Source organism: Pseudoalteromonas rubra, from assembly GCF_005887115.1.
Taxonomy (GTDB): domain Bacteria; phylum Pseudomonadota; class Gammaproteobacteria; order Enterobacterales; family Alteromonadaceae; genus Pseudoalteromonas; species Pseudoalteromonas rubra_F.
This window is the reverse complement of record NZ_PNCJ01000008.1, coordinates 202,545-214,930: the sequence shown is the minus strand read 5'-3', so window position 1 is coordinate 214,930 and position 12,386 is coordinate 202,545. Positions and strand designations below refer to the sequence as shown.

The 12,386-nt window shown below is 49.8% G+C and carries 11 protein-coding genes; 6 read left to right on the top strand and 5 right to left on the bottom strand.

The genetic code is table 11. From position 1 onward, the window contains the following. Positions 1-29: 29 nt before the first annotated feature. The 3 genes from CWB98_RS05975 to tolC form a co-directional block, all read right to left on the bottom strand. Positions 30-638 (bottom strand): TcpQ domain-containing protein, encoded by a 609-nt coding sequence (locus CWB98_RS05975; protein ID WP_138544008.1) that lies wholly within the window; start codon positions 636-638, stop codon positions 30-32. A 31-nt stretch (positions 639-669) separates the two neighbouring features. Continuing rightward, entirely contained in the window at positions 670-1,593 is a 924-nt protein-coding gene (gene lpxL / locus CWB98_RS05970) for an LpxL/LpxP family Kdo(2)-lipid IV(A) lauroyl/palmitoleoyl acyltransferase (protein WP_138544007.1), read from the bottom strand. A 162-nt stretch (positions 1,594-1,755) separates the two neighbouring features. After that, on the bottom strand, positions 1,756-3,102 hold the full coding sequence (gene tolC / locus CWB98_RS05965) for an outer membrane channel protein TolC (protein WP_138544006.1): 1,347 nt from the start codon (positions 3,100-3,102) through the stop codon (positions 1,756-1,758). Positions 3,103-3,335: 233 nt separating this feature from the next. Between tolC and CWB98_RS05960 the strand changes: the two genes are divergently transcribed. The 6 genes from CWB98_RS05960 to parC all read left to right on the top strand — a co-directional run bounded on the left by CWB98_RS05960 (position 3,336) and on the right by parC (position 10,073). Then, on the top strand, positions 3,336-3,965 hold the full coding sequence (locus CWB98_RS05960; protein WP_138544005.1) for an NUDIX domain-containing protein: 630 nt from the start codon (positions 3,336-3,338) through the stop codon (positions 3,963-3,965). A gap of 24 nt (positions 3,966-3,989) precedes the next feature. Continuing rightward, the gene (locus CWB98_RS05955; protein ID WP_138544004.1) at positions 3,990-4,430 is read left to right on the top strand and encodes a DUF1249 domain-containing protein; all 441 of its coding nucleotides are present in this window, start codon (positions 3,990-3,992) and stop codon (positions 4,428-4,430) included. Continuing rightward, positions 4,417-5,190, top strand: coding sequence for a metallophosphoesterase (locus tag CWB98_RS05950; RefSeq protein ID WP_138544003.1), 774 nt, complete (start codon positions 4,417-4,419; stop codon positions 5,188-5,190). The genes CWB98_RS05955 and CWB98_RS05950 overlap by 14 nt, the downstream gene beginning before the upstream one ends. Beyond that, positions 5,175-5,771 (top strand): YqiA/YcfP family alpha/beta fold hydrolase, encoded by a 597-nt coding sequence (locus CWB98_RS05945; protein WP_138544002.1) that lies wholly within the window; start codon positions 5,175-5,177, stop codon positions 5,769-5,771. Before CWB98_RS05950 ends, CWB98_RS05945 begins: the two co-directional genes overlap by 16 nt. Continuing rightward, complete coding sequence (gene parE / locus CWB98_RS05940) at positions 5,768-7,657, top strand: DNA topoisomerase IV subunit B (protein WP_138544001.1); 1,890 nt, start codon at positions 5,768-5,770, stop codon at positions 7,655-7,657. The genes CWB98_RS05945 and parE overlap by 4 nt, the downstream gene beginning before the upstream one ends. A 109-nt stretch (positions 7,658-7,766) precedes the next feature. Continuing rightward, positions 7,767-10,073 (top strand): DNA topoisomerase IV subunit A, encoded by a 2,307-nt coding sequence (gene parC, locus CWB98_RS05935; RefSeq protein ID WP_138544000.1) that lies wholly within the window; start codon positions 7,767-7,769, stop codon positions 10,071-10,073. Positions 10,074-10,804: 731 nt separating this feature from the next. On the opposite strand, the gene CWB98_RS05930 is transcribed toward parC, so the two are convergent. Beyond that, a complete protein-coding gene (locus CWB98_RS05930) occupies positions 10,805-12,064 on the bottom strand; it encodes a radical SAM/SPASM domain-containing protein (RefSeq protein WP_249364617.1) in 1,260 nt (419 codons plus the stop codon). 124 nt (positions 12,065-12,188) lie between these two features. Further along, positions 12,189-12,368 carry a hypothetical protein gene (locus tag CWB98_RS05925; protein WP_138543998.1) on the bottom strand — a complete coding sequence of 60 codons (180 nt, stop codon included), beginning with the start codon at positions 12,366-12,368 and terminating at the stop codon, positions 12,189-12,191. Between the last annotated feature and the right edge of the window lie 18 nt (positions 12,369-12,386).

The window sequence follows — 12,386 nt, the reverse complement described above, 5'->3', positions numbered from 1 at the left end:
GAAAGTGCTGCTTTCTCTGGCTTCAATAACTATTTAGTCAGGCGGCGACAGTTTTCACGCACAAAGCGTGATGGGTTTTGGGTAATGACTGCCGCCCTCTGGCGGTGACAGAAGAAGGTATAGACTTCAAATTCAAAGTCGTCGTTAATGGCGGTGCCAACCTGATAGAGGGTTGAGACAAAGTTCGTGTCGACTCGGAAGTTGTGTTTTACGACATAGTCTTTGTCCAGATACCAGAAAAGCTCAATGTCTTCTTTTTTCGCGTAATTGCTCAGTACACCACGCAGGGTCTCCCCGCTGTCAAAACGACGGGGCTGGATCTCACCGGTCCAGCGCTGTGGTGCGGGTTTTACCACTAAGCCGCGCTGTGCGATGGCATCGTCCAGCGGGTAGGTGGGTTTACCCAGTTCCAGTACGTACTTGTCCCGTTCAGTATTACGCTCGTTGAAGTTGCGTTTAAACCCCTCGTAGAACTGCGTAAACCCCTGTGCGGCGGCATTGGTGGTATCTCTAAATTCCATTGAGGGGAGATTGCCATACAAAAAATAATACGCAGCCCACACCAATAATACACCTAACGACAGGTGTTTGGTCCAGAACCACATGTTTGATAAGCGTTTTGAACGTTTCTTAGCCATACTGTCACGACACACTTAATGCTAAAGGTTACTAATAATACGACGGCGCGTTTTCATCCGGGCGCGTTTTAAAGCGTCGGTGCAACCACATATACTGTTCCGGGGCCTGTGCAATGGCCAGCTCCATACGCTGATTAACCCGTGTGACGTCGGTTTGAGGGTCGCCACTGGGAAAAGCTGCAAGCGCGGGCTGAATTTCTATATGGTATTTGCCCTGATCATCCCGGGCGCCATGTAAACTTAATGTCTCACAATTTTTGCTTCCTGCAAAGAGCAGCGTTCCCGTTGTAGAGGCAGCATCAGGTACAGCAAAGAAAGGGGCAAATTCACAGCGGTTACGACCATAGTCCTGATCGGGCAGGTAATAACAGAGCTTTTTATTCTTAAGTGCCTGTAGTAACCCCTTTACGTCACGCTTACCAATTAAGAATTCATTTGAGCGCAGCCGGCCTTTGGTCATAAAGTACTCCATCAGCGGGTTATTATGCGGGCGATAAAAGCCGATACCAGGCTGCTCTGTGCCCAATACTCTGCCAAGCATTTCCAGGTGCAGCATATGTGGCACTAATAAAAGGACGCCTTTGCCATTACTCTGTGCCTGTTCAATATGTTCCATACCTTTGATTGAGCCTATCACGCGGTTGATACGCCACTGTGGCCACCACCATGCCATCGATGTTTCGAATGTAGCTATGCCGGTGTTTTCCATATTTTTTAATACCATATTGGCACGCTGCTGTTCATCCATTTCAGGAAAGCACAAACGCAGATTAACATCGGCAATATGACGACGCTTCTTCAGCAGGCGATGCACCAGGCGGCCAAGCATTTTTCCCAGCCACAGTTGCAGGCCCTGCGGAAGCCAGGACAGGGCATATAAGAAAAACACGCTGAGCCAGGTTGGCCAGAACTTAGGGGCTAAAAATGCCAGCTTAAAGGTGGGGTTGTTAACCAAAGGTGGACTCTCGTTCAAACTTCAAAGGGTTAGTTTAGCGATATCGGCTGACCAGCTCAAGAGAGTGGCAATGAGCGCCGACCTCTTATTCATGCCAGAGCATGGCTGAATGGGGGCAGAAAAAAACCGGCTTGCGCCGGTTTTTTCAGAATTTACTTAGGGTTAGCCTGCAACCAGGCCTTTATTGATGGCTTCTAAGTCGCTGCGACTCAGGGTACCCGCTGCCTGCTTCAGTCTCAGTGTCGACAACACGTATTGATAGCGAAGATCCGACAGGTTGCGCTTGGCGTTATACAGGTTCTGAGTACTGATAAGTACGTCAACAATGGTACGTGTACCAACTTCAAAACCTGCTTCTGTTGCTTGTAATGCACTTTCAGCTGACACAACGGCCTGCTCCAGCGCACGATACGTAGCAACATCTGACATCACCTGATTGTAAGAGGTGATCACTGAGCGAGTTACGTTACGCATTGCAGCTTCCAGGTCTTCACTGGCAGCAACGTAAAGTGCACGCGCCTGATCGGTGGCTGCTACAGTTTTACCGCCAGAGTAAATTGGCACGTTTAACGTCAGGCCAATACTGGTGCCATCAGTGCGAGGCTGTAATTCAGCGCCTTCGCTGTTGCTCAATGTATCAGTATAAGACGCAGTCAAGTCTAGCGTCGGGTAATGGCCAGACTGAGCCAGGTCGATTTGATCCTGAGCGATATCTAACGCCGATTTAGCAACCTGCAATGACAGGTTTTGCTCTTTAGCCAGAGCAATAAAGTCGTTGGTCTGCTTGGCGGGCTTCACCGTTGAGAATCTATCGGTATTGAGTTTATTCAGCTTAGCATGGTACTTACCTGTGATAGTACGTAGGGTCTCACGGGCAGTTTCGACATTATTCTGTGCCAAAATCTCGTTTGCCACAGATTGGTCAAACTGTGCCTGAGCTTCGTGTACGTCTGTGATGGCGGTCAGTCCCACTTCATAGCGCTGTTTGGTTTGCTCCAGCTGGCGCTCAATGGCGCGTTTTTCGGCCTGTACAAACTCCAGTGTATCCAGCTTGCTCAGTACGTCGAAGTAGCCTTCTGCAACACGTACAATCAGATCCTGCTGCTGCTGTTCATAATTGGTCAGCGACTGCATTGCTTGTTTTTCTGCAATGGTCAGGTTCTGCCAGGTCGCCATACTAAAAAGAGTTTGGTTCAGTGTCACTGTGCGGGTCAGTTGGTCTCCCCAGGTATCAACAACGGTGTAGCCGGTTGTATCGCTTTCACCAGGCAGTGTAGATTCACCATCGTTGTCCGTATAATTCATGCGGAATCCCAGTGACGGTAAAAGATCGCCAAGGGCTGCGTCCTGGGCATATTTTTGTGCGTCAGCCTGGGCTTTGGCTTTTAATACAGTGGGATCGTTTGCTGTGGCAATTTCGTACACTTGCAACAGATCTTCTGCCTGTGAGGCTGTGCTGGAAAGGGCGCAGGCAACACCGATAAACAGAGATAGAATGCTTTTTTTCATTATTTGCTCAGTCCTTAGACAATTTTCATTGTCGGCATGTTACCTTGTTTTCGTCAATTCCTATATAAGGAAAGTGGCAAATCCGTCAGAACAAGTGTAACAGAATATAATACGGTTCAGTTTGGGGCTTCCCCGGTTAAAGAACGGTAAAATAAAGTAAAATTCGAGAACCCCTATGATGGGGGCTTGGGGTCAAAAATTAAACCCCGATCATGAAAAAAATGGGATTAAACATGAAACCAATTGCACAATTTAATCATCAGGATGTCGAATTTAATGAGCCCGAGCGCTGTTATGACAAATTCTTTAAGATTGACCTGTATGCATTTAAACATGCCCTGTTTGCAGGTGGCCAGTCACAGACCATTTATCGTGAAATTTTAGAGCGGGGCCACGCGGTAGCTGTACTGCCATACGACCCCAAAACGGATCAGGTATTGCTCATTGAACAGATCCGTATTGGTGCGCTGGCAACGAAGGACTCTCCCTGGCTACTTGAGTGCATCGCGGGCATGGCGGAAGGGAGCCAGGATTATGAGGGGGTGGTGCGCAAAGAAGCGATGGAAGAAGCTGGACTGGTGTTAGATGAGTTGCATTATATGACGTCGTATTTATCTAGTCCGGGTGGTTCCACGGAGCGTTTGTACTTATATCTGGCCAAAGCCGACCTCAGTGAGGCTGGTGGTATTTATGGTTTGCCTGAGGAAGGTGAAGACATCAAAGTACATGTGATGCCTTTTCCCGAGGCCATGGCACGGCTCGAAAATGAGGAAATAGATAACGCTGCTACTGTGATTAGTCTACAATGGTTGGCGTTACATAAACCCGAGATGTTGGCGCAGTGGCAATCTCAGTCCATCTAAAATGAGGTCGTTTGATCAGCGGTTATGCAAAAAGAGTACATCCAGTCATTACCCAAATACATAACTTTATGCGAACGCAACTATCTGCGGGCGCTAAAACTGCTTCCTGAAGAAAGCGTAGGTAGCAGCCGTGAAGTACACCTGGGCGCAGCCAGCTACCAGATCCGCGTTGACGGCATTGCCCGTTACACCACAGATATTGCGGTGGTGCAGAAACAAAAGATCAGCGCCCACCTGGATGATTTTGCTTTATCTGTCCGTCTATACCACGATGCCAAAGTGGCCGAGGTGATCCATCACGATTTCCATCAGCGCATTAAACCGTCCTATCGCTATCCCAATCCGGACATGCACCATAAAGACGAAAAATATCAGCTCAATGCCTTTTTGGCCGACTGGTTAATGGCCTGCCTGGAAAGCGGCCGGGTACCACTCAACTGGGATGTCAATAATGGCCTGGTTTGAGCAGTCATATCAGTTCAGCGGTACTGAGTTACGTCTGGCACATATCACAGACAGCCACCTGTTCGGGACTCGTGAGGGATGTTATTTTGAGGTCAACACGGCGGCGCATTTTAGCAGGGTGCTTGATGCCCTGGCTGGCGAGCAGCTCGATGGCGTGGTATTTGGTGGTGACCTGACTCAGGATCACAGTAGCGCCTCTTATGCATTGTTTGCAGAGTTATTGGCGCAATCAGCGCTCGATTGCCCACTCTTTTGGGTGCCGGGCAATCACGATGATCTTGCCTTGCTGGCGCAGATCAGCGAGGGACAGATCAGTGCCGCTAAGTACCTGCAGTGCGAGCAGGGTGATATTGTGTTGCTTAACAGCAAGGGCCCGACACCCGCAGGCTGGTGCGATAAAACGCATCTGGCAGAGCTAGAGGCAGTACTGTGCGACGCAACACGGCCGGCATTGGCATTTTGCCATCATCATCCGGTCCCGATTGATGGTTATCTGGATAAACATATGCTGGAAAACGGCCCTCAGCTGCTCAATACACTGGTAAACAGCAAGCGGGTTGAGGCACTCATTCATGGCCACGTACATAATGCGTATTCATTGCGGTATCGAGGGTTATCTGTTTATGCCACGCCTGCCACCTCTATTCAGTTCGCTAAGCATACGATGCAATGGCAGCAGCATAATACAGGCCCGGCTTACCGGTTAGTTCACTGGACCGAACAAGGTCTGCACACTGAGGTCAAATGGCTCGCAAATTAATCTATATTCATGGCTTCAACAGCTCGGAACAATCCTTTAAAGCACAACAATTAGGGCAGTGGCTTGCTCAGCAGTCGATAGACTGCACGTATCTCACACCCCGCTTACATTACGACCCGGCGATAGCAATGCTCCAGCTGGAGCAATTGATAGACAAAGACACTGCGCTGATCGGGAGCTCACTGGGTGGGTTTTACGCGACTTATTTGTCACAACACCATGGTGTGCGCGCTGTGGTCGTGAATCCGGCGGTCAGGCCATTTGAACTATTGCATGACTATCTTGGACCTCAGTATAATCCCTATCAGCAACAGCATTACACGTTGACGCACCAACATGTTGAAACTCTGCGTCAGCTCTACGTTGAGTCACTGCACTCACCAGAAAATATTTTATTGCTACAACAAAGCGGTGATGAAGTGTTACCCTATCAACAGGCTGTAAACTACTTCAGCGCCAGCCCCAGTCGCATTGAGTTTGGCGGGGACCATAGTTTTATTGGTTTTGAGCGGTACTTTGACACCCTTGTCAGGTTTCTCGAAATCACCAACACGAACAAAGAAAATCAGATCCAATTATGAGTCAGCAGAATTATAATGCCGAAGCCATTGAGGTGTTGAATGGCCTGGAGCCGGTGAAACGCCGGCCTGGCATGTATACCGACACCACACGACCCAATCACTTGGGTCAGGAAGTAATAGACAACAGTGTCGATGAGGCCCTGGCTGGCCATGCCAGCAAGATCGATGTGATCCTGCATGAAGACAATTCGCTCCAGGTGATTGACGACGGGCGTGGCATGCCGGTTGATATTCACCCCGAAGAGGGGATCCCCGGCGTAGAGCTGATCCTGACCAAACTGCACGCTGGTGGCAAATTCTCAAATAAGAACTATCAATTTTCCGGTGGTCTGCACGGGGTGGGGATCTCTGTGGTCAACGCCTTATCAACCCGGGTTGAAATCACGGTTAAGCGGGATGCCCAGGTATACCAGATGGCATTCGAACATGGCGACAAAGTCGAAGACTTAGAAGTGACTGGCACAGTTGGTAAACGCAATACTGGTACTTCAGTGCAATTCTGGCCAGATCCCAGTTATTTTGATTCCGCCAACTTCTCGCTCAGCAAGCTCAACTATCTGCTCAAAGCCAAAGCCGTGCTGTGCCCGGGTCTACGTATTCGCTTTATCAACAAGCAAACCAAAGAAACGCAGGAATGGTGTTATGAATCAGGTCTGGAAGATTACTTAAAAGACAGTGCCAAAGGCTATGAAACACTGCCGAAAAGCCCGTTTGTGGGTAGTTTCAGTGGCTCTACAGAAGGCGTTGACTGGGCATTGCATTGGCTGCCAGAGGGTGGTGAGTCGATCACCGAAAGTTATGTAAACCTCATTCCTACCGCGCAGGGTGGTACGCATGTCAATGGCCTGCGTCAGGGTCTGCTGGAAGCCATGCGTGAATTTTGTGAATTCCGTAACCTGTTGCCACGTGGCGTGAAGCTGACCCCCGATGATGTCTGGGACAAGTGTAGTTATGTGTTATCGGTGAAAATGCAGGATCCGCAATTTGCCGGTCAGACCAAAGAAAAACTCTCATCGCGTTCTTGCGCCACCTTTGTTTCTGGGATTGTCAAAGATGCTTTCAGTCTGTGGCTGAATGAGCACACCGACACCGCCGAAGCATTGGCTGAGCTGTGTATCAGCAATGCCCAGAAACGTATGCGAGCGGCCAAGAAAGTGGTGCGTAAAAAGGTCACCAGTGGCCCGGCATTACCCGGTAAGCTAACCGATTGCTCAGGTTCAGAAACCGAACGTTCCGAGCTGTTCCTGGTGGAAGGTGATTCCGCGGGGGGCTCTGCCAAACAGGCGCGTGACCGCGAGTTTCAGGCCATCATGCCGCTGCGTGGTAAGATTCTGAATACCTGGGAAGTGGATTCCGGGCAGATTTTGGCCTCGCAGGAAGTCCACGATATCTCTGTGGCGCTGGGGATCGATCCGGACTCTGAAGACTTGTCAGCGCTGCGCTACGGTAAAGTGTGTATTCTGGCCGATGCTGACTCCGACGGACTGCACATTGCGACTTTGTTGTGCGCCTTGTTCGTTAAACACTTTCCTGAGTTGGTGCGTCGTGGTCATGTGTATGTGGCCATGCCGCCGTTGTTCCGTATCGACGTGGGCAAAGACGTGTTTTACGCGCTGGATGAAGATGAAAAGCGCGGCATATTAGACCGCATTGAAGCTGAGAAAAAGCGCGGCAAAGTAAACGTACAGCGCTTTAAAGGATTGGGTGAAATGAACCCGATGCAGCTGCGTGAAACCACCATGGATCCCAATACCCGTCGTCTGGTGCAACTGACCCTGGATGAACCAGAAGAAACGCTGGAAGTGATGGATATGCTATTGGCTAAGAAGCGTGCCGGCGACAGAAAGACCTGGCTGGAACAACATGGTGATAAGGCAGAAGTGTAAGCTGGCTGCCATGGTGCTGCGCCGATGAAGCGTGCCACCAAGTATTAAATTCGGATGATTACGCCAACGCGATAACTCGTGTGCGGTACAACAAACAATAAGGTGTATCATGACAGATCCGCAAACCCTGTCGTTACAGGGGATTGAACAACTGGCGATGGGCCGCTTCACAGAAGACGCCTATCTCAATTACTCCATGTATGTGATCATGGACCGGGCCCTGCCACACATCGGCGACGGCCTTAAGCCAGTACAACGGCGTATTGTGTATGCCATGAGCGAGCTGGGCCTGTCGGCCGCAGCCAAATATAAAAAGTCTGCCCGTACTGTGGGTGACGTGCTGGGTAAATACCACCCGCACGGTGACAGTGCTTGTTACGAAGCCATGGTACTGATGGCGCAGCCGTTCTCCTATCGCTATCCATTGATCGACGGTCAGGGAAACTGGGGTGCAGCTGACGATCCTAAGTCATTTGCAGCAATGCGTTATACCGAAGCGCGTTTGTCTAAGTTTTCAGAAGTGCTGCTCAAAGAGTTGGGCCAGGGCACGGTTGACTGGATCCCGAACTTTGACGGCACCATGAATGAGCCGATGGTGCTGCCGGCTCGATTGCCACATATTCTGCTTAATGGGGTTACCGGTATTGCCGTAGGTATGGCAACTGATATTCCACCACACAATGTGCGCGAGTTGGCTGAAGCCTGCTGTACTTTGCTGGACAAGCCGAAAACTACACTGGAAGAAGTGCTGGAGATGGTACAGGCGCCGGATTATCCGACCGAAGCCGAGATCATCACACCGAAAGCAGAAATCCAGAAGATTTACACCACCGGACGCGGCTCGATTAAAATGCGTGCGGTGTATGAAGAAGATCAGGGCGAGGTGGTGATCACCGCGCTGCCCCATCAGGTATCCGGTGCCAAGGTGCTGGAGCAAATTGCGGCGCAGATGACGGCTAAAAAGCTGCCTATGGTGGCTGATTTACGTGATGAATCGGATCACGAAAACCCAACCCGCATTGTGGTGGTACCGCGCTCTAACCGGGTGAAAGTTGAGCCACTGATGGCACATTTGTTTGCCACCACAGATCTGGAAAAGAACTACCGGGTTAACCTCAACATGATTGGCCTGGATGGCCGCCCTCAGGTCAAAGACTTACGTACTATCCTGGCCGAGTGGTTGGTGTTCCGTCGTGATACGGTACGCCGTCGCTTGCAATACCGCCTCGATAAGGTGCTGGCGCGCTTGCATATTCTTGAAGGTTTAATGATCGCCTTTTTGAATATCGACGAAGTGATTGAAATCATCCGTACCGAAGACAAGCCTAAAGACGAGCTGATGAGCCGCTTCGGGCTGTCGGACAAACAAGCCGAAGCCATTTTAGACTTAAAGCTGCGCCACCTGGCGAAGCTTGAAGAAATGAAGATCCGTGGCGAGCAGGATGAACTGAGCGCCGAGCGCGACAAGCTGGAGCAAACGCTGGGCTCAGAGCGCAGAATGTCGACGCTGCTGAAAAAAGAAATTCGCGAAGCCGCCGAATTGTACGGTGATGAGCGCCGCTCACCGGTTGTTGAGCGCCTTGAAGCCAAAGCCCTGAGCGAGAAAGATCTTATTCCATCGGAATCAGTCACTGTGGTGCTGTCTGAAAAAGGCTGGGCCCGGGTTGCCAAAGGCCACGACATTGATGCCGAAGGGCTCAATTACCGTGCCGGAGACAGTTACAAGGCATCGGCCAAGGGCCGCAGCAACCAACCTGCGGTGTTCCTCGACAGTTCTGGCCGGGCATTTGCCACCGATGCCCACAGTTTGCCATCAGCCCGAAGTCAGGGGGAGCCCATGACCGGGCGCTTCAACCTGGCAGCAGGCACCAACTTTGAGCATGTGGTAATGGGCGAAGAGCAGTCGCTTTATTTAATGGCCACCGATGGCGGCTACGGCTTTATTACCGAGTTTAACGACCTGGTCAGCAAAAATAAAAACGGTAAGGCCCTGGTCAGCATCCCGAAAGGGGCTGAGCTGATGGCACCCATCACAGTGGGCGATGTGGCGACCGACCGGTGTATGGCCATTTCTAACGAAGGCCGGATGCTGATCTTCCCACTGCGCGATCTGCCTAAGCTGGCCAAAGGTAAAGGTAATAAGATCATCTCTATCCCAAGTGCCAAAGTACAGGCCCGGGAGGAGTTTGTAAAAGTGCTTGCCGCAATTCCGGATGGTTGCGCTGTAACCTTACATGCCGGCAAGCGCAAACTCACACTTAAACCCGGCGACCTGGAGCACTACTATGGTGAACGCGGTCGTCGTGGTAACAAGCTACCCAGAGGCCTGCAACGGGTCGATGGGTTTGAGATTGAGTACAATGGCAATGACGTCGCTGAAGCAGACGACAGCGAACAGCCATCGAGCGAGTCTTAATCTATCGAGTGGACATTGTGCATGCATGATGTCCACTTGCTTTTCTACACTCTGTACTCATGAACATCAAACTTATCACCAGACAGAGGTTTCCTCTTCACGTGCCCGGGTATTACACAGTGGCTGTTTTTTTATTTAAAAAGACAGGTGTGGACACTCACAACAGGGCGACTACTTAATCATCTTTTTGTATGTAATTTCTTCTATTTTCTAATGCTGCTTTTCTGGCAAACTAAGAAAGTTTATAGGGAAAAGAAGAAAAAAAGCATAGCGCTAAATGTATTTTTGATCTTCCTCGTTTTAAATATGTTTGTACATTTGAGATGGTTTTTGAATGGTGAATTTGGGCCTATTGTTGTTGAAAGGGAGGATGTTTTAACTGATTTACTATCTATTTTTTCTTGTTTTTCTTTGCGTTTGTTCCTTTGAGGAGATTAAACAAAAATGCTCGGACAGGAGTGATAAACTTGGGTAGAAGATGATAATGAGCTGGAGTCATCAGGCCATACATGGATGCTAAAGCCATGTAATTCTTGATGTCGATCACCTAACAAAAAGGCAGGAAAGTATACACATCAAGAAGGTGATTACCGAGGTACGTGAATGTGTCTCTGCCGAGTGTCAAATTGCAGAAGCTAGATGGGTAGCTTTAAACTGACTGGATAATCGTTAAGGGCTGGCAGAGCGGCCTGCTTTTGGTCAGAGGCCGCCTGTATGCCATGGCGTGAGTTTTAGTTAACCAATGACCGATAACTCTCAATCGCACTGGCTTTTTCTTCACGAATAAGGGCGAGCAGATCCAGTCCGTCCTCCTGCCAGCGAGCGGGGATCGCCATGTCATCAATGCGGAACTGATCTGAATCTTCGTTCACAATACACAGCTCGTCGTGTATCGCAAAGACCCCATGGTCGAACGGCTTGCCAGGAGCAGCTTGTTTAACATAGAACCTTTCTCTTTGATTCTTAGCTGCTTTTTTCAGTGCTCTGTGATGACAATAGGGGTTATTACCGCGCTTGCCAAAAAACACATGAGCGGTCCAGTGACAGCCTGCACGGCATACAGAGGCAAACTCACAGCTGCTGCATTCGCCCCACAGGTGGCGGGTGGCATCTTCGGGTGTGGTGATGTCATTGATACGCAGCTCCGGACTATTCTGGTAAATGTCCTGCAACTTACGGTCGCGAATATTTCCGCCTGTATATTGATCGCTTGGTAGTGATGGACAACCCTTGATGCTGCCATCGGCCTCAATGCCTATTGCATTTTGACCTGCGCTACAGCCACGGGTGAAGGCCCACTTTGCCTCGGATGCAATGGGCTCTTTCAGTAATCGCTCATAAGGTCCAAAATAGCCAATGTTATTACCCATGTGCACACGTATACCCTCGCTGTTACCCCGTTTGGACAGGTAGGCGAGCAACGGGAACACATCCAGGAGTTCATAGGGCTGTAATAAGATATGTGAGTTTTCGACGGCATTTCCCATAGGGACCGTGAGAGCCAATTGCCACGCGGAAATACCTGCTTTGAGTAACTCTTCGTACAGGGAAGGAAGTTCGGCAATGGACTCGCGATTGACCTGTGAGTTACAGCCAACCGGGATCCCCGCTTCACGCAGGTGTGCAATGGTTTCAAAACACTTTTGCCAGGCGCCTTGTTTGCCTCTGAGTAAGTCATGGCTGCGTTCCATCCCGTCAATGGATAAAGAGACCGCCGCAATCCCTGCTTCCTTCATCCGTTTAGCTGTGCCGAGAGAAATCCCGTAGCCACCCGTTGTCATGGTTGCCTTCATGCCTTTTTTGGTGATCTCTGCCGCAATTTGCAGCCAGTCGGGGCGCATAAATGCTTCGCCCCCGATTAGGGTGACTTCTTTAATACCCAGATCTGCCATCTGTGCGACTAAATCCAGCGCTTCACTGGTAGATAATTCATCAACTCTCGCATCGCCTGCTCTCGAACCACAGTGGTTGCAGGCGAGATTGCATTTCAATGTAATTTCCCAGACTGCATAAGTTTGTCTGTATGCAGCATTTATTCGAACATCAGATCTGTGTGTTAAATCAGTCATACTGGCCCCTAATCATTTGGTATTGTGCGTATTACTAAGCAGGCTGTTAGTCAGCCAGACTGCATCCGTAGATTTGTACACCCGGACCTAGCGTATCTGCACACATCAAGTCATGTGCCATACCTTTACTCAGATAGTTGTTGCTCAGCTTTGAGCCACCTTCAATTTTTGCTAATAGCTCTTCTGCTTCGATGACTGCTTTTACGTTTTGTTTAGTTGTTTTCATGGTATTTCCTTGTAATGA